Origin of the sequence: Phytobacter sp. SCO41 (assembly GCF_003073275.1) — a bacterium.
Lineage (GTDB): Bacteria > Pseudomonadota > Gammaproteobacteria > Enterobacterales > Enterobacteriaceae > Phytobacter > Phytobacter diazotrophicus.
The window spans coordinates 671,593-687,911 of record NZ_CP027225.1; the positions used below are offsets into that span (position 1 = coordinate 671,593).

The following is a 16,319-nucleotide window of genomic DNA, read 5'->3' on the forward strand; positions in this document are numbered from 1 at the left end:
TCTCTACCTCGAAAGACGTTCAATACGTTGTTTTCTCAGCGATCACTGTAAGAATAGACGGGGATAAAAGGATGCGTGAAATATTTTCGGGCGCAACGGCTGCGCCCGAAAATATTATGCGAAACGAAGGTCCCGACCGTGAGGCTCGTTAAGATCCTGCCACGGGCCGATGGAGATAATCCCCGTCGGATTGATGGTTTTGTGGCTGCGGTAGTAGTGGGTACGAATATGGTCAAAATTGACCGTTTCCGCGATGCCTGGCATCTGGTAGATATCCCGCAGGAAGCCATAGAGGTTGAGATAGTCGCTAATGCGATGCTTATCGCACTTAAAGTGAGTCACATACACCGGATCGAAACGTATAAGCGTTGTCCACAGGCGAATATCCGCCTCGGTTAACCGATCGCCTGTCAGGTAGCGATGTTGCCCCAGGATTTGTTCCAGCCGGGCGAGGGATTCGAAGACCTTTTCGACGGCTTCATCGTAAGCCTGCTGGCTGGTGGCGAAACCGGCCTTATAGACACCGTTATTGACGTTGTCGTAGATCCAGCTATTCAGTTCGTCAATTTGCGTGCGCAATTCTGGTGGGTAATAGTCGCCAGCACGCGCCCCCTGCGCGTCAAACGCAGTGTTGAACATGCGAATGATTTCAGCCGATTCATTGCTGACAATCGTATGGTTCTTTTTGTCCCACAGTACCGGGACCGTTACGCGTCCGGTGTATTGCGGGTCGGCATGAAGATAAAGCTGATAGAGGAATTCATGCTGATAAAGCGCGTCGCCTGTCGCTGCCGGAAAGTTATCATCAAACGTCCAGCCGTTTTCCAGCATCAGCGGATTCACCACCGAAACCGGTAAAAAATCGTCCAGCCCTTTTAGCGTGCGCATGATGAGCGTGCGGTGCGCCCAGGGACAGGCGAGAGAAACATACAGGTGATATCTGTCTTTTTCCGCTGCAAAGCCGCCTTCGCCGGATGGACCCGGTGCGCCATCGGCGGTGAGCCAGTTACGAAATGCGGACACTGAGCGCTGGAAGCGGCCACCGGTTGACTTGGTATCATACCAGGTATCATGCCAGACGCCGTCAATGAGTTGTCCCATGATGCATTCTCCTTTAGATGGCAAAAGCGAGGAGATGTCTCCTCGCTTCATGTCTTTATCAGTATAGAGCGCTTACCACTTTTTATTCAGTACGCGGTCGATGCTGAATGCGCCCGGACCGGTGATAGCCAGCAGCAGGAAGCCACCAGTGATGCTCAGGTTTTTCATAAACATCAGGGAGTTCATGCCTTCCGCAAAGTTACTGTGGAAGATAAACGCGGTCAGCAGGGTGAAGCCTGCGGTGAACAGCGCGGTGGTGCGTGTCAGAAAACCGAACAGAATGGCCAGACCGCCGCCGAACTCAAGCAGGATAACCAGCGGCAACATAAAGCCCGGGACACCCATGGCTTCCATATATTGCTGAGTGCCGGCATAACCGGTGATTTTGCCCCAGCCTGCGGTAATGAACAGGATTGGCATCAGGATACGCGCTACCAGTACACCAACATCTTCTAATTTTTTCATCTTTCTCTCCAGGGAACCACAATGTCTTTTTTAGTGAAAAGTTCGGCAATCACGGGCGCTGGCCGCATGATTGCTGTCGATGGAGAGGATATTAAACGGGGCGGGAAAAGATTGTTAGCAAGGAAAACTGTCGAAATTTTTCAAAGATACTGATGAAGTTGGTGTAAAAAAAGGCTGCTACCCCGGCCAGTATGGCACCGCCGGGGAGTCTGTTAACGCTGTTGATCAAACGTGGATTTTACCAGCCGCCAGACGCTCCACAGCCCAAGCCCGCGTTTCGCCCAGCGCATCAGCATGCTGGGATGGCGCACCGACCATACGGCCATGAAGCTGCTGCCGACCAGCGCCCAGGAACGCAGGCTAAGGAAGGTGTTCCACCCGCGATCATAGACACCGGTGGCGTCCACCCAGTCACGGCGGGCGGCGGTCAAATCCAGCCGTTGCTGCTGAATTTGGCTGAGCAAAAGGGCTTTACGCTTGAGACGCTCGGCCTTGTGACTCATGGTTTATCCTCTTCCAGTAACTGACGATCATTGGCCAGTTCCTGCCGCGTGTGGCGCAGAATTGTGGATTCGCGGGCTTTACGTAGGGTCCAGATACCGCCAATCAACGCCATCACCAGGAGCACCACCGTGGTGGCGATCATGGCGTTGAGTCGGTATTGCGGGTCGATGGCCCAGATAACCAGCACCATCAGACTCATCAGGCCAAATGCAGCGAACAGCATGGTCAGCCCTAACATCATGAGCAACTGGAAGAGGTTTGCTTTTTCCTCTTCCAGTTCGACCACTGCCAGCCGGAGCCGCGTTTCCACCATTTCAACCATGATGGAAACAATGCGTTGCCCGATACCCAGTACGCTTTTGCCCGGTCCTTGCGCGTGTCGTGAATCCGCCATAATCAGCGACGCGTCAGGAGCACGCCTAACACGACGCCAATCGCCGCGCCAATGCCCACGCTGGCCCATGGGTTTTCACGTACATATTCGTCAGTTCTTGCAGCGGCTTCGCGGGTCTGGCGGGCAATGGCATCCCCCGTTTCGCCCAGACGATAACGGCTTTCCTGCAAGGCTTTTTCGGCTTTGCTGCGCAGTTTGCTCAACTCTTCTTTTGATTTGTCCCCGGAGGTGCTCAGTACTTCCTCAAGGGTATCCGCCAGGGATTTCAACTCAGCGCGCAGATGTTCAGTATTTGCCTCTTTAGACATAATTCTCTCCAGGTGAGTGAGTGTTAACTTCCATCAAAATCAGTAGTCACGCGCTTCAAGCGCCTTAAGTTCTGCCTCGGCCTCTTTCAGCTTGTGCTCGCGTTTACTTATTTTGTCCGCATCGCCTTTTTGTTTCGCTTTGGCGAGATCTTCGCGACGTTCGGTAACCTCGTCTTTCTGTCTGGCAATTTTGCGCTGGTGCTCCGCACGCAATTTACTGTCGGAACAGGTGGTGCGAACCTCGTGCAGCGCCTTATTCAGCCCTTCAACCCGACTCTGATTGTTGTGCTTTTCGGCATAGCTGATTTCACGCGTAATCTCCTGCTCTTTCTCCTGACAGGGGGAAGCGGCCTGAGACATCGCGCTTACAGATAATAGGGTTAGCGCCAGTGCGATGCGGTATTTCATGGTCGAAACCTTCCATTGTTGGCTGGCGAAATAAGGCTCGCCAGCATCCAGTGACATAACGTGGACTTTGGTTCCATTAACTCAAGCATAGAACGTTAACGGCTAAAGCACCAAAGTAGGTGAAAAGATTCAGAATCCTGGAGGATCAGCCAAATCGATGGGTGGTATCGCGTAAACGTGAAAGCCAGGCGGAGGTCTGGCTTTCGTCATCCTGTAACGCGACGATGTAGCCGTGGGGCAGTGTTCTGTCCAGCACTTCCTTGGCGGCAGCGCTCTGGGCACTGGACTCAAATTTGATTAACAGCGTGTCGTTTTGCGGCGTAATGCTTTTGAAATGGATGCCGTTTGCGTCCAGATGATGCCAAATGGAAAAACCATCCGGCACGCTTGTGTTTTGTGCGATTGGGCGTATCGCCAGCGTAGACTCACGGTTTTGCAGTGTCACCCAACCCAAAAAGAGTACGCTGAACAGCGCCATTGCGGCGATGCCCATAAAAAACCAGCGCAGGAAGGGACGTTGCGATTCCATTATTGACCCCGATTACCGTATTTTTTCTTCCACAACACTACCAGTGTGCCAACCAGGCCAATCACCAGCAGCACAACGGGAAGGAGCATCAAACAAGACATCAACGCGTCTTCATATTTACGAAACACTGGCGTTATACCCAACAAATACCCCAGTGTCGTTAGAATCAGCACCCACAACAAACCGCTCATCCAGTTGAAAAACTGGAAGCGAGCGCTACTAAGACCCGAAATTCCGGCAATAGTTGGTAACAGTGTGCGAACAAATGCAATAAAACGCCCAATCAGCAACGCTGAGAGGCCATGTTTATGAAAAAGATGATGTGCACGTTGGTGATAATGCGCCGGAAGGTGCGATAACCAGTTTTGCACGGTTCGCGTGTTCCCCAGCCATCGGCCCTGAATATAGCTCAGCCAACAGCCCAGACTGGCGGCCGCTGTTAATAACAAAATGGTCTGTGGATAGCCCATCGCCCCTTTGGCAATCAAAACACCCACCAGCACCAGGAGACTGTCGCCAGGAAGGAAAGCGGCCGGAAGCAGGCCATTCTCAAGAAATAAGATGACAAATAACACAAAGTAGAGCATGCCAATCATGGATGGATTGGCCAGCGTTTCGAAATCCTGGCTCCAGAGGGCATGCAGCAGTTGGCTTAAAAGTTCCATTCAATGTTCCTGGTACATCGGTTTACGGCACGTCGATTACCTGTAAAACAGCACGGCGACATTATTGATAGTGACATTATGGTCGCTCGTGGCGCATTCAGCAGCCTGACTATTCCGGTAACAACGCTGTGAGCAAGCGCTAACTCACGCAGTGGCAAAGTGCGTCCAATTGTAACAAATGCCATAGTTCTGCGGCAGAGAAATTACGCTTTGTCAGAAAATGATTTTGCTTGTCGAAAGGAGGGGTGGCGAGGGTATTTACAAAGGCTGACACTCTATACTTTTTACTGACCCTTAAGTGGCCAGGCGCAGAGGAGCTGTGCGCCTGACAGAGAAAAGCATTATTTTACGCCACTTGCTACGGTATCAAGGTGAACCACGGGGTTTTCCGCAAACAAATAGCGGTCAGCATTGAATTCGAAATCATCGCTGGTTTCGTTAAACAACATCTGTTTGGTGTTTTCCAGATGCTGCCACATCGCGACTTTAGCCGCGTGCGGGTCTTTGCGAATCAACGCCTTGAGAATTTGGTCATGATCGTCACACCAGTTATCCACGGTGCGCAAGTCGATATGGTCGTGCAGTTTTTTCCAGTACGGGTTGTGAACACGCTGGGTCCACATTTTTTCGACGATCGCCGCCAGCGCGCTGTTTTGTGTCGCCAGAGCTACCTGCACATGAAACTGTAAATCCCATTCGGAATCGCGGAAGCACTTCTCTTTGCGCGCGCTTTCCTGGATTTCCATCAGTTTCATGATGTCCTGCTTGGTCACCTGGGTCGCGGCAAATTCAGCAATGTTGCTTTCAATCAATTGACGTGCCTGTAGCAGCTCAAACGGACCGTAATTAGCAAATTCCAGCGATTCGTCAGGGGCCTGGGTATGACGAGGCTGATTGGAAATAACATGAATGCCTGAGCCTTTACGGACTTCAACATAACCTTCAACTTCCAGCATGATGATGGCTTCACGAACCACGGTCCGGCTGACGCTTTTTTCGTCTGCAATAAAGCGCTCGGCGGGAAGTTTGTCACCCACAAGATAGACGCCCTGCTCGATCCGGCTTTTCAGCTCGGCGGCAAGTTGTTGGTACAAACGACGTGATTCAGTGATTTCCATATGCGCTCCAGGCAAGATAAGGCATTAGTAGATTTGTTATACCACTTTTACGCCATTCTCACCACAACAAGGCAAGAAAAAGCCGCCCGAAACGGTGGGCGGCTTTTGGGAAACAGTAGTACGAAGAAGGCGTGTACTAGCTTTGTGTTGCGGTACCGCCGACCGCACTTTCCTGCGCTAATTCACTGGCGGATTTACTTTTCAGCACCGTCCAGATAACTACCGCACCGAGCAGGTCGAACAGGGCCAGCACGGCGAACAGCGGGCTAAAGCCGATGGTGTCAGCCAGCGCACCTACCACCAGAGCGAACATGGTACTTGCTGTCCACGCCGCCATACCGGTCAGACCGTTCGCGGTTGCCACTTCGTTACGACCAAACACGTCGGAAGACAGGGTAATCAATGCACCGGACAGAGACTGGTGAGCAAAGCCACCAATACACAGCAGGCCGATTGCAACATACGGGCTGGTGAACAGACCGATCATGCCTGGGCCGATCATCAGCAGCGCACCCATGGTCACTACCATTTTACGGGAAACAATCAGGTTCACACCGAACCAGCGCTGGAACAGCGGCGGCAGGTAACCACCGACGATACAGCCCAGGTCAGCGAACAGCATTGGCATCCAGGCGAACATGGCGATTTCTTTCAGGTTAAAGCCGTAGACTTTGAACATGAACAGCGGGATCCAGGCGTTGAACGTACCCCATGCCGGTTCTGCCAGGAAACGCGGCAGTGCAATACCCCAGAACTGACGGGTGCCCAGAATCTGCAGGACGGACATTTTCTTACCGTTGAAAGTCTGGTGTTGTGCTTCCTGACCGCCAATGATGTATTCGCGTTCTTCTTCGGTCAGTTTTTTCTGATCGCGCGGGTGTTTGTAGAAAACCAACCATGCCATTGCCCAGGCGAAGCTCAGTACGCCAGAGATAATGAACGCGAGCTGCCAGCTATGCATGACGATTGCCCACACGACCAGCGGCGGTGCAATCATCGCACCAATAGAAGAACCGACGTTGAAGTAGCCCACTGCGATAGAACGTTCTTTCGCCGGGAACCACTCAGAAGCCGCTTTCAGGCCCGCCGGAATCATTGCCGCTTCGGCAGCACCAACGGCACCGCGCGCCAGCGCCAGACCACCCCAACTGCCTGCCAGCGCAGTAGCGCCACAGAAGATGGCCCAGGTCACGGCGAACACTGCGTAGCCGATCTTGGTGCCCAGGATGTCCAGTACATAACCTGCGACCGGCTGCATGATGGTATAAGCCGCCGAGTAAGCCGCAATAATGTAAGAGTATTGCTGTGTGGAGATATTCAACTCTTGCATCAGCGTGGGCGCTGCCGCAGCAATCGTGTTACGCGTCAAGTAACCCAGCACGGTGCCGATCGTCACCAGCGCTATCATGTACCAACGTAACCCTTTAATTTTACGCATGTAAACCTCATCGTTATGTTAATTCCGCTAGCGCGGTCACCTGCCGGTTGCGGTCGGGAGGTGAAAACGGAGGGCGTAACCGGTAAACACCGGAACGACCCGAACCTTGCTATTCAACGTGCTCAATTCGGTATCCGTACCGTAAAGACCGATGATTAATCACCGGCAATGCATTCCGTCGGCTGATGTATTCGACGGCAGAAAGATAACTTGTCATACAACTTCAAAAGGTGAGTGACATCACAAAAGCGTTTTTCTTTGTGTGGTTTTTAACTTTGCGGCACCAGACCAGTACTGGCGCGGCCTGGCGGTGATTTTGACGCGCATTCTTGTAAATATTTGTCATCGTTTATTGATCTAACTCACGAAAAAGTCTTCGGCCACTGGAAATTGGTGTGATAACTTTGTCAGCATTAAGGTAAGCATCAGACGCACTCGTTGAGAGGAAGACGATAATGACCCCATTTATGACTGAAGATTTTCTGTTAGATACCGAATTTGCGCGCCGCCTGTACCATGACTACGCGAAAGATCAGCCGATTTTTGACTTCCATTGCCACCTGCCGCCGCAGCAGATCGCAGATAACTACCGCTTTAAAAACCTGTATGACATCTGGTTAAAAGGTGATCACTACAAGTGGCGTGCAATGCGTACCAATGGTGTGCCGGAACGCCTGTGTACCGGCGATGCCAGCGATCGTGAGAAGTTTGACGCCTGGGCTGCAACCGTACCGCATACGATTGGCAACCCGTTATACCACTGGACCCATTTAGAGCTTCGTCGCCCATTTGGTATTACAGGTAAGCTGCTTTCTCCGTCTACGGCGGATGAAATCTGGAATCTGGGCAATGAATTGCTGGCGCAGGATAAATTTACTGCCCGCGGTATCATGCAGCAGATGAATGTGAAGATGGTCGGTACCACTGACGATCCGATCGATTCTCTGGAACACCACGCTGCCGTTGCCAAAGACACCACCTTCACCATCAAAGTGCTGCCAAGCTGGCGTCCGGACAAAGCCTTCAATATTGAACTGGCTACGTTTAACGATTACATGAGCAAGCTGGGTGAAGTGTCTGACACCGATATCCGTCGCTTTGCCGATCTGCAAACGGCGCTGACTAAACGTCTGGATCACTTTGAAGCACACGGTTGTAAAGTATCGGACCACGCGCTTGACGTTGTGCTCTTCGCCGAAGCAAGCGACGCGGAACTGGACAGCATCCTCGCACGCCGTCTGGCGGGTGAAGCATTAAGCCAGCATGAAGTCGCGCAGTTCAAAACGGCCGTTCTGGTATTCCTCGGCGCGGAATATGCCCGTCGCGGTTGGGTACAGCAGTATCACATTGGCGCGCTGCGTAATAACAACCTGCGCCAGTTCAAACTGCTGGGGCCAGATGTGGGCTTCGATTCCATTAACGACCGTCCGCTGGCGGAAGAACTGTCAAAATTACTCAGCAAGCAGAACGAAGAAAATCTGCTGCCGAAAACCATCCTGTATTGCCTGAACCCGCGTGATAACGAAGTGCTGGGCACCATGATCGGCAACTTCCAGGGCGAAGGTATGCCAGGCAAGATGCAGTTTGGTTCCGGCTGGTGGTTCAACGACCAGAAAGACGGTATGGAACGTCAGATGACCCAACTGGCGCAGCTCGGTCTGCTGAGCCGCTTTGTGGGCATGCTGACTGATAGCCGCAGCTTCCTGTCTTATACCCGTCACGAATATTTCCGTCGCATTCTGTGCCAGATGATTGGCCGCTGGGTGCACGCGGGTGAAGCTCCGGCTGATATCCAGCTGCTGGGCGAGATGGTGAAAAATATCTGCTTTAACAATGCGCGTGACTACTTCGCGATTGAACTGAACTAAGGCCGTTTGAGGTTGATATGCAATACATCAAGATCCACTCGCTGGATAATGTCGCGGTAGCGCTGGCGGATCTCGCCGAAGGCACAGAGGTTGTGGTTGACGGTCATGAGATTCTGCTTCGTCAGGCAGTGGTACGCGGACATAAATTTGCCCTGCAGGCCATCCCGACGGGCGAGAATGTTGTTAAATATGGTCTTCCTATCGGCCATGCCACAACAGATATCGCCGCAGGTGAACACATACATTCTCACAATGTGCGTACCAATCTGAGCGATTTGGATGAGTATAGCTATCAACCTGATCTCATTGGTGAAAATGCACCGGCGGCCGATCGCGACGTTCAGATCTACCGCCGTGCAAACGGGGAGGTTGGGGTTCGCAACGAATTGTGGATCCTGCCGACAGTAGGCTGTGTTAACGGCATCGCCCGTCAAATCCAGACCCGTTTTCTGAAAGAGACGCACAACGCTGAAGATATCGACGGCGTGCACCTGTTTAGCCATACCTACGGTTGCTCACAACTGGGCGATGACCATATTAACACCCGTACCATGCTGCAAAATATGGTGCGTCACCCGAACGCGGGGGCGGTGCTGGTCATTGGTCTGGGCTGCGAAAACAACCAGGTTGATGCGTTTCGCGAAACGCTGGGCGAATACGATCCGTCCCGCGTCCACTTTATGATCTGCCAACACCAGGACGACGAAGTGGAAGCGGGCATTGAGCATCTGTACGAATTGTACGAAGCCATGCGCCACGACAAGCGCGAGCCCGGCAAACTGGGCGAGCTGAAATTTGGTCTGGAGTGTGGCGGATCAGACGGGCTTTCCGGTATCACAGCGAACCCGATGCTGGGACGTTTTTCTGACTACATTATCGGTAACGGCGGCACCACGGTATTAACCGAAGTGCCGGAAATGTTCGGTGCAGAACAGATTCTGATGAGCCATTGCCGCGACGAAGAGACCTTCGAGAAGACGGTCACCATGGTGAACGACTTCAAACAGTATTTTATCGCGCATAACCAGCCGATCTACGAAAACCCATCGCCGGGTAACAAAGCAGGCGGCATCACGACGCTGGAAGAAAAATCGCTTGGCTGTACACAAAAAGCGGGGGCCAGCCAGGTGGTCGACGTGCTGCGTTACGGCGAACGCCTGAAAACCCACGGACTCAACCTGTTGAGCGCGCCGGGTAACGATGCGGTTGCAACCAGCGCACTGGCAGGGGCGGGTTGCCACATGGTGCTGTTCAGTACCGGACGCGGCACCCCTTACGGCGGCTTTGTTCCGACAGTGAAAATCGCGACGAACAGCGAACTGGCGGCGAAGAAGAAACACTGGATCGATTTCGATGCGGGCCAGCTTATTCACGGAAAAACCATGCCGCAGCTTCTGAGCGAGTTCGTGGATGTGATCGTGGATTTTGCCAACGGTAAGCAGACCTGCAATGAACGCAACGAGTTCCGCGAGCTGGCTATCTTCAAGAGCGGCGTAACGTTATAAGTTACCCTTCATCTTTCGCGCTACAGCGGTGTTGGCTACATCCACTCACCCCGGTCACTTACTTATGTAAGCTTCCAGGGGTTCCGGACTTGCCGCCTGGCTGTAGCACGACATCTTTTGGGTAACACAGCAGTAGAATTAAAAAACGACGTTTCATATTATGAAGCGTCGTTTCTTTTTTGGTGTCATTAACAAGGATCCTCCATGAGCGCGTATTGGTTAGCCCAGGGCGTTGGTGTACTTGCTTTTCTTATTGGTATTACCACGTTTATTAACCGCGACGAAAAACGCTTCAAACTCCAGCTTTCCCTTTACAGCGCCACCATCGGCGCGCATTTCTTTCTGATGGGCGCACTGCCTGCCGGTATGAGCGCAGAACTCAACGCCATACGCACAATTATCTCCATGCATACCCGCAAGCTGTGGGTTATGGCTGTATTTATTGCGCTGACGCTGTTTTTTGGTTTGATAAAATTACACCACCCGGTCGAACTGCTGCCGATTATCGGTACGGTTGCCAGTACCTGGGCGCTGTTTCGCTGCAAAGGGCTTTCCGTGCGTTGCGTCATGTGGTGTTCAACCGCCTGCTGGGTCACCCATAACCTGTGGCTGGGATCGATTGGCGGCACCCTGATTGAAGGCAGCTTCCTTGTGGTAAACGGGCTGAACATTATCCGTTTCTGGCGGATGCAAAAACGCGGCATCGACCCGTTTAAAGTCGAAACCGCGCTGCAAAAAGAGAGTACGTCTGCGCGTTAATCGCGCTGAGGCACTAACGACGCGCGCTCGCCGTCTGTCAGACAGGCGGCGGCGGTAAACAGCACATCGGTTGAGGAGTTGATGGCGGTCTCGCAAGAGTCCTGCACAACGCCAATAATAAAGCCGACGGCGACGACCTGCATGGCAACATCGGCTGAAATACCAAACAGGTTACAGGCCAGTGGAATCAGCAGCAGCGAGCCGCCCGCCACTCCGGATGCACCGCAGGCACAGAGCGAAGCCACTATGCTTAACAGCACCGCCGTGGGCAAATCTACGGCCACCCCAAGCGTATGCACCGCGGCCAGCGAAAGCACGGTGATGGTGATTGCCGCGCCTGCCATATTGACCGTCGCCCCCAATGGGATCGAGACGGAATAGGTGTCTTTATCAAGCCCGAGCTTTTCGCACAACGCCATATTTACCGGAATATTCGCCGCCGAGCTGCGGGTGAAAAAAGCGGTCACGCCGCTTTCACGCAAGCAGATAAAAACAAGTGGGTACGGATTCCGGCGCATCTTCACCCAGACCAGTAGTGGATTGATCACCAGCGCAACCAGTAACATACAGCCGACCAGGACCATCAGCAGTTGCGCGTAATCCCAGAGCGCGCCAACGCCCGTTGTCGCGAGGGTGGATGCCACAAGGCCAAAAATCCCCAGCGGCGCAAAGCGAATCACTAGCGTGACCATAAAGGTCACCGCTTGCGACATATCGTTAATCAGCTTCTTACTGGTATCGCTACTGTGGCGCAGGGCAAAGCCGAGACCAACCGCCCAGACCAGGATGCCGATGTAATTCCCTTTGACCAGCGAATCGACAGGGTTTGCCACGATATTCATTAGTAACCCTTCCAGTACGCCGACAATACCGGAAGGCGCAATGACATCGGTCGCGGCCGCCACCAGATGTAGCCGGGAAGGGAACAGGAAGCTGACGATCACGGCCGTTAATGCCGCAGAGAAAGTGCCGATTAAGTAGAGCAGCAGGATAGGGCGAATACTGATTTTTTGCCCCTGTTGGTGATTAGCCACCGAGGCCATTACAAGTACCAGCACCAGAATCGGGGCTACCGATTTTAGCGCGCCGACAAACAGCGTGCCCAACAGGCCAACGGCGCGCGCTGAGTCAGGTGAAAGCCAGCTCAACAGGATGCCGAGTATCAGTCCGGCGAGAATTTGTTTGACGATATTGCCGCGCATCACGCGTTGCAACCATGTCGTAGCAGGTTGTGTTTGCATACCTTTTCCTTGGTTTTATTGGTGTTCCATCGGTGCTGCGCCAGCAGGCGTAACGGATTGAGTATAAAGAATTCGCTGCTCAGGAGGCTGTTTCAGGTACTGGCGGGGGAAAAAATCAGAAAAACGCCCTCTCCGAAAAGAGGGCGTACCAGGGACGTTGTGACCTCAGCCCCTTAGAGCTGCTTATTCAGCAAGCTTGCGTTTGTCGTTGCGGTGATTAACCCATGCGTTAATCAGCAGCGTTACCATAAGAATGCCACCCACGATGCCAAGCGAGATGGCAATCGGGATATGGAAGAAATCGACAATCAGCATCTTGATACCGATAAATACCAGGATCACCGACAGGCCATATTTCAGCATGGAGAAACGCTCTGCCACACCCGCCAGCAGGAAGTACATCGCGCGCAGACCCAGGATGGCAAACAGGTTAGACGTCAGCACGATAAACGGGTCGGTGGTGACGGCAAAAATAGCCGGGATGCTGTCGACTGCAAATATCACATCGCTCAGTTCAACCAGAATCAGCACCAGCAGCAACGGCGTGGCAAACAGCAGGCCGTTCTTACGCACGAAGAAATGCTCGTTTTCGATCTTGTCCGTCATGCGCAGATGGCTGCGTAGCCAGCGGACCAGGGGTTTATCGCCAATGCCGCCTTCATCTTCTTTTGCCAGCGCCATTTTCACACCCGTGAACAGCAGGAAGGCACCAAAGACATACAGCAGCCATTCGAACTGGGAGATAAGCCAGCTTCCGGCGAAGATCATGATGGTACGCAGGACGATCGCGCCGAGCACGCCGTAGATCAGTACGCGACGTTGCAGCGCAGCAGGTACCGAGAAGTAGCTGAACAGCATTAGCCAGACAAAGACGTTATCCACCGCCAGCGCTTTTTCAATCAGGTAACCGGTCAGGAATGCCAGTGCCTGGGTGTCGGCAACGGCGCGGCCCTCGTTTTGTACCAGGTACCACCAGAAGGCAGCGTTAAATAAGAGAGAAAGACTAACCCAGACCAGCGACCAGACGGCCGCCTGTTTCATGGACATCGTGTGCACGCCACGTCGCCCCTGAAGCAGGAGGTCGATAGCCAGCATGATAACGACAACAACGGCGAATCCGCCCCAGAGTAGCGGTGTACCGACAGTATTCATGTGAGGTTCCTCAGCACCTTACACTTCATCCTTCTGGCTGCCTCTTTGTTGGCTTCGACTGCTCACGCCAGGCACTTACTTGAGTAAGCTCCTGGTGATTCTCAGTCTTGCCGCCGCGACGCATCCAGAATGATTATGTGTATAAACAAAAACGGCTAACGTCGAAAGACGTCAGCCGCATGCTTTAGGTGCAATTGGGTCCTCGCCTTTCGGCAAGGTCTCACTTACGTCACATGAATGACGCCCGGCGACCGGATGCTTATACCCGTTATATTTCGAACCGCCGTTGTGTGGCTGCAACTCGAAATCTTTAGGGTAGACGCATCGTAATGACGACCCACCGGCAACGAAGTTACTCCCCTTTGCTCGTAACAAAATATGACAGGCTATTCCTCCCGTCAATGATCTGTAACATCTGTTTTACATACCTTTACGCAGGCAGTTCCACGCTCACGTCGTCTGCCGGGAAAACCACCCCCGTTTGACGGCGGATTTCAGTCGATAGCTTCGCGGTAATACGGCTGACGGCCAGGCCTGCATGGTTGACTTCATTCTGCTCGACCAGGCTGGCGAAGGTTTCCGCCTCGTACAGCATGGTGTTGATATGTTGCGGCTGCGTCAGATCCTGGGCTTTACCGCCACGTGGCACGAAAGAGAGCTTCTGGCATTCTGAGATCTTCTCGATTAGCAGTGCACCCGCTTCGCCCTGAATTTCGCTTGGCAGCACCGAGTCGCTGACTTTGGAATGTTGCAGCGTGACGCTGAAATCGCCGTAGTCGAGTACCACCACGCCATGGGCATCAACGCCACTTTCCAGCAGGCTGGCGGTGGCCTGGAGGCCTTTCGGTTCGCCCCAAAGCGCAACAGACGCCGCCAGAACATAGAAGCCGATATCCATAATCGAGCCGTTAGAGAAGGTCGGGTTAAAGGTGTTCGGGTTTTCGCCATCCAGATAGCGCTGGTAGCGCGAAGAGTACTGGCAGTAGTTGAGAAACGCTTTGCGCAGTTTGCCCGCTTTCGCCAGCGACTGTTTCAGCAGCACAAAATTGGGCAGGCTGGCGGTTTTAAACGCCTCGAACAACACCACCTGGTTCTCTCTGGCGCAGGCAATTGCCTCTTCCACTTCGCGCAGATTCGACGCCAGCGGTTTTTCGCAAATCACATGCTTTTTGTGGCTGAGAAAGAGGCGGGTTTGCGGGAAATGCAGCGAGTTAGGGCTGGCAATATAGACCGCATCAATCTCATCGCTTTGCGCCATGGCCTCCAGCGAAGTAAAAAGATGTTCGACGGGGTAATCCCTGGAGAAATCCTGCGCCTGCTCGAGGCTACGGGAGTACACCGCCGTGAGTTTATATTTGCCCGTTTCATGGGCGGCATCGACAAACTGGCGGGTGATCCAGTTTGTGCCAATGACAGCAAAACGTATCATTAAGCGAGTTCCTTTAACTGAGCACTGTCTGGCACTGTAACATGATGCGCAGAGATGAAAAAAGGTTCATCTCCCGGTTATGGAAAACGTCTCGCACGTCACTCTTTTTGTTAAAAAAGATGCAGCCCGGCAATGCGATCCAGCGCGCTTTGCAATGCATCATCCCCCGCCGTCAGGCTAATGCGAATAAACCCTTCTCCCCCTGGCCCAAAGCCAGCGCCAGGCGCGACCAGCACATGCGATTCCTGCAATAACAACTGGGCAAATTGCTGTGAGCTAAACGCGGGCGGTACCGCAAGCCACAGAAAAAAGGTGCCCTGCTTTTCGCCTACCGGCCAGCGCAGCGCCGCCAGGCGGTGTAACACACGCTCGCGGCGCTGATGATAGACCGATACCAGTTGCGCTAAACGCGCAGTGGGGAGGGCGAGCGCCGTGACTGCCGCATCCTGAATCGCGCCAAACACAGTGCTGTAGCTGTGGGTATGCAGTTTTTTAAATGCCTTGATTATCGAGGCGTTACCGACCGCAAAACCAAAGCGCCAGCCCGCCATATTAAAGGTCTTCGAGAAGGTATACGTCTCTACTCCCCACGCTTTCGCATCAGGCTGAGAAAAGAGGCTCAGCGGAGTGTCTGCGGCATCGCTGCCAATAGCGGCATAGGCAAAATCATGCAGGATGGGCACGTGGTAACGCTGTGCAAATTGCAGTGCGCTGGCGAACAGCGCCGGTGTTGCCAGCGCACCCGTCGGGTTATGCGGATAGTTGAGGACAACCAACCCGGCATGGTCGGCAACGTCATCTGGCACGTCATTGAAATTGGGCAGGAACTGATTTTCAGCGTGAAGCGGCAGGCCGTAAAAATGTGCCTGCGACTGCAACGCCGCCGAGCGGTAAATGGGGTAGCAGGGGTCGGTAGAAATCAGGTATTGCCCTGGACTGAGTACCGCACGAGGGATCCCACCCACGCCGATATGCGAGCCCTGAAAGACCGCCACTTCACTGTCGGGATCCAGGGTCACGCCATAATGACGCTGATAAAAGTCGGCTATCGCCTGGCGGACCTGTGGTTTGCCCCAGAATGAGGGATAACCGTGGTTTTCACGCCGCTGGATCGCCGCTTGCAGAGAGGCGATGATTTCCGGCGGCGTAGGTTGATCCGGGCTGCCGCTCGAAAGATCGATCAGCGGTAAATCGGGGGTGTTCACCTGGGCGGCCAGTTTTTCCAGTACACTGAATAAATTCTCTTCCAGCGCATCAACCAGCGGTGAGGCATTAAAATCAGGCATGGTGTTCTCGAATTGATTTATCAATATGTTTCCATCTTTAATTTATTTTTGTGGATTGTCTAAGCAACAAAATTAGCTATTCATTGGCGATTTTTAGATATGAATTTCCTGATTATATTTATGCTAAAAAAGCAAAATGAAATCCGGTA

18 protein-coding genes are annotated in these 16,319 nt (G+C 53.1%); 4 read left to right on the forward strand and 14 right to left on the reverse strand.

Translation table 11 applies throughout. The features are described from left to right. Positions 1-114: 114 nt before the first annotated feature. The 8 genes from C5523_RS03355 to yqjA form a co-directional block, all read right to left on the reverse strand. Positions 115-1,101 carry a glutathione S-transferase family protein gene (locus C5523_RS03355; RefSeq protein ID WP_108700579.1) on the reverse strand — a complete coding sequence of 329 codons (987 nt, stop codon included), beginning with the start codon at positions 1,099-1,101 and terminating at the stop codon, positions 115-117. A 72-nt stretch (positions 1,102-1,173) separates the two neighbouring features. Next, entirely contained in the window at positions 1,174-1,566 is a 393-nt protein-coding gene (locus tag C5523_RS03360; protein WP_039077516.1) for a DoxX family protein, read from the reverse strand. 212 nt (positions 1,567-1,778) lie between these two features. Continuing rightward, complete coding sequence (locus C5523_RS03365) at positions 1,779-2,069, reverse strand: YqjK-like family protein (protein WP_108700580.1); 291 nt, start codon at positions 2,067-2,069, stop codon at positions 1,779-1,781. Further along, positions 2,066-2,464 carry a phage holin family protein gene (locus tag C5523_RS03370; RefSeq protein ID WP_108700581.1) on the reverse strand — a complete coding sequence of 133 codons (399 nt, stop codon included), beginning with the start codon at positions 2,462-2,464 and terminating at the stop codon, positions 2,066-2,068. The genes C5523_RS03365 and C5523_RS03370 overlap by 4 nt, the downstream gene beginning before the upstream one ends. Before the next feature lie 2 nt (positions 2,465-2,466). Next, entirely contained in the window at positions 2,467-2,772 is a 306-nt protein-coding gene (locus C5523_RS03375) for a YqjD family protein (protein WP_039077519.1), read from the reverse strand. 39 nt (positions 2,773-2,811) lie between these two features. Next, positions 2,812-3,180, reverse strand: a complete 369-nt coding sequence (locus tag C5523_RS03380) for a DUF1090 domain-containing protein (protein WP_108702280.1) — start codon at positions 3,178-3,180, stop codon at positions 2,812-2,814. A gap of 145 nt (positions 3,181-3,325) precedes the next feature. Further along, positions 3,326-3,709, reverse strand: a complete 384-nt coding sequence (mzrA, locus tag C5523_RS03385; RefSeq protein ID WP_039077521.1) for an EnvZ/OmpR regulon moderator MzrA — start codon at positions 3,707-3,709, stop codon at positions 3,326-3,328. Then, positions 3,709-4,374 carry a DedA family general envelope maintenance protein YqjA gene (yqjA, locus tag C5523_RS03390; protein WP_039077522.1) on the reverse strand — a complete coding sequence of 222 codons (666 nt, stop codon included), beginning with the start codon at positions 4,372-4,374 and terminating at the stop codon, positions 3,709-3,711. Before yqjA ends, mzrA begins: the two co-directional genes overlap by 1 nt. Positions 4,375-4,377: 3 nt before the next feature. On the opposite strand from yqjA, the gene C5523_RS27875 reads away from it, so the two are divergent. Beyond that, positions 4,378-4,506, forward strand: a complete 129-nt coding sequence (locus tag C5523_RS27875) for a hypothetical protein (protein ID WP_255423333.1) — start codon at positions 4,378-4,380, stop codon at positions 4,504-4,506. 209 nt (positions 4,507-4,715) lie between these two features. Here the strand turns inward: C5523_RS27875 and exuR are convergent, their stop codons facing one another. Next, on the reverse strand, positions 4,716-5,492 hold the full coding sequence (gene exuR / locus C5523_RS03395; protein ID WP_039077523.1) for a transcriptional regulator ExuR: 777 nt from the start codon (positions 5,490-5,492) through the stop codon (positions 4,716-4,718). A 136-nt stretch (positions 5,493-5,628) separates the two neighbouring features. Continuing rightward, positions 5,629-6,930: an MFS transporter gene (locus C5523_RS03400; RefSeq protein WP_039077524.1), complete on the reverse strand. Its 1,302-nt coding sequence runs from the start codon at positions 6,928-6,930 to the stop codon at positions 5,629-5,631. A 455-nt stretch (positions 6,931-7,385) separates the two neighbouring features. Here C5523_RS03400 and uxaC point away from each other — a divergent pair, with 455 nt between their 5' ends. From uxaC to C5523_RS03415, 3 genes are all read left to right on the forward strand, one after another. Continuing rightward, complete coding sequence (gene uxaC / locus C5523_RS03405) at positions 7,386-8,798, forward strand: glucuronate isomerase (protein WP_039077525.1); 1,413 nt, start codon at positions 7,386-7,388, stop codon at positions 8,796-8,798. Positions 8,799-8,815: 17 nt separating this feature from the next. Then, on the forward strand, positions 8,816-10,303 hold the full coding sequence (locus C5523_RS03410) for a UxaA family hydrolase (protein ID WP_071194465.1): 1,488 nt from the start codon (positions 8,816-8,818) through the stop codon (positions 10,301-10,303). A gap of 204 nt (positions 10,304-10,507) precedes the next feature. Continuing rightward, complete coding sequence (locus C5523_RS03415) at positions 10,508-11,062, forward strand: YgjV family protein (RefSeq protein ID WP_039077527.1); 555 nt, start codon at positions 10,508-10,510, stop codon at positions 11,060-11,062. On the opposite strand, the gene sstT is transcribed toward C5523_RS03415, so the two are convergent. The 4 genes from sstT to C5523_RS03440 form a co-directional block, all read right to left on the reverse strand. Further along, positions 11,059-12,303 (reverse strand): serine/threonine transporter SstT, encoded by a 1,245-nt coding sequence (gene sstT, locus C5523_RS03420; protein ID WP_039077528.1) that lies wholly within the window; start codon positions 12,301-12,303, stop codon positions 11,059-11,061. The genes C5523_RS03415 and sstT overlap by 4 nt on opposite strands. Positions 12,304-12,486: 183 nt before the next feature. Beyond that, entirely contained in the window at positions 12,487-13,455 is a 969-nt protein-coding gene (locus C5523_RS03425) for a TerC family protein (RefSeq protein WP_039077529.1), read from the reverse strand. 430 nt (positions 13,456-13,885) lie between these two features. Next, the gene (locus tag C5523_RS03435; protein WP_108700582.1) at positions 13,886-14,884 is read right to left on the reverse strand and encodes a Gfo/Idh/MocA family protein; all 999 of its coding nucleotides are present in this window, start codon (positions 14,882-14,884) and stop codon (positions 13,886-13,888) included. Positions 14,885-14,994: 110 nt separating this feature from the next. Continuing rightward, entirely contained in the window at positions 14,995-16,170 is a 1,176-nt protein-coding gene (locus C5523_RS03440) for an aminotransferase class I/II-fold pyridoxal phosphate-dependent enzyme (RefSeq protein WP_108700583.1), read from the reverse strand. Between the last annotated feature and the right edge of the window lie 149 nt (positions 16,171-16,319).

Bases quoted from the DNA above. Each gene is read 5' to 3' on its own strand.
- C5523_RS03435 (WP_108700582.1), bottom strand. From the start codon at position 14,884: ATGATACGTTTTGCTGTCATTGGCACAAACTGGATCACCCGCCAGTTT.
- C5523_RS03375 (WP_039077519.1), bottom strand. From the start codon at position 2,772: ATGTCTAAAGAGGCAAATACTGAACATCTGCGCGCTGAGTTGAAATCC.
- C5523_RS03365 (WP_108700580.1), bottom strand. From the start codon at position 2,069: ATGAGTCACAAGGCCGAGCGTCTCAAGCGTAAAGCCCTTTTGCTCAGC.
- exuR (WP_039077523.1), bottom strand. From the start codon at position 5,492: ATGGAAATCACTGAATCACGTCGTTTGTACCAACAACTTGCCGCCGAG.
- sstT (WP_039077528.1), bottom strand. From the start codon at position 12,303: ATGCAAACACAACCTGCTACGACATGGTTGCAACGCGTGATGCGCGGC.
- C5523_RS03410 (WP_071194465.1), top strand. From the start codon at position 8,816: ATGCAATACATCAAGATCCACTCGCTGGATAATGTCGCGGTAGCGCTG.
- C5523_RS03415 (WP_039077527.1), top strand. From the start codon at position 10,508: ATGAGCGCGTATTGGTTAGCCCAGGGCGTTGGTGTACTTGCTTTTCTT.
- C5523_RS03380 (WP_108702280.1), bottom strand. From the start codon at position 3,180: ATGAAATACCGCATCGCACTGGCGCTAACCCTATTATCTGTAAGCGCG.
- C5523_RS03370 (WP_108700581.1), bottom strand. From the start codon at position 2,464: ATGGCGGATTCACGACACGCGCAAGGACCGGGCAAAAGCGTACTGGGT.
- uxaC (WP_039077525.1), top strand. From the start codon at position 7,386: ATGACCCCATTTATGACTGAAGATTTTCTGTTAGATACCGAATTTGCG.
- yqjA (WP_039077522.1), bottom strand. From the start codon at position 4,374: ATGGAACTTTTAAGCCAACTGCTGCATGCCCTCTGGAGCCAGGATTTC.
- mzrA (WP_039077521.1), bottom strand. From the start codon at position 3,709: ATGGAATCGCAACGTCCCTTCCTGCGCTGGTTTTTTATGGGCATCGCC.
- C5523_RS03355 (WP_108700579.1), bottom strand. From the start codon at position 1,101: ATGGGACAACTCATTGACGGCGTCTGGCATGATACCTGGTATGATACC.
- C5523_RS03425 (WP_039077529.1), bottom strand. From the start codon at position 13,455: ATGAATACTGTCGGTACACCGCTACTCTGGGGCGGATTCGCCGTTGTT.
- C5523_RS03400 (WP_039077524.1), bottom strand. From the start codon at position 6,930: ATGCGTAAAATTAAAGGGTTACGTTGGTACATGATAGCGCTGGTGACG.
- C5523_RS27875 (WP_255423333.1), top strand. From the start codon at position 4,378: ATGTTCCTGGTACATCGGTTTACGGCACGTCGATTACCTGTAAAACAG.
- C5523_RS03440 (WP_108700583.1), bottom strand. From the start codon at position 16,170: ATGCCTGATTTTAATGCCTCACCGCTGGTTGATGCGCTGGAAGAGAAT.
- C5523_RS03360 (WP_039077516.1), bottom strand. From the start codon at position 1,566: ATGAAAAAATTAGAAGATGTTGGTGTACTGGTAGCGCGTATCCTGATG.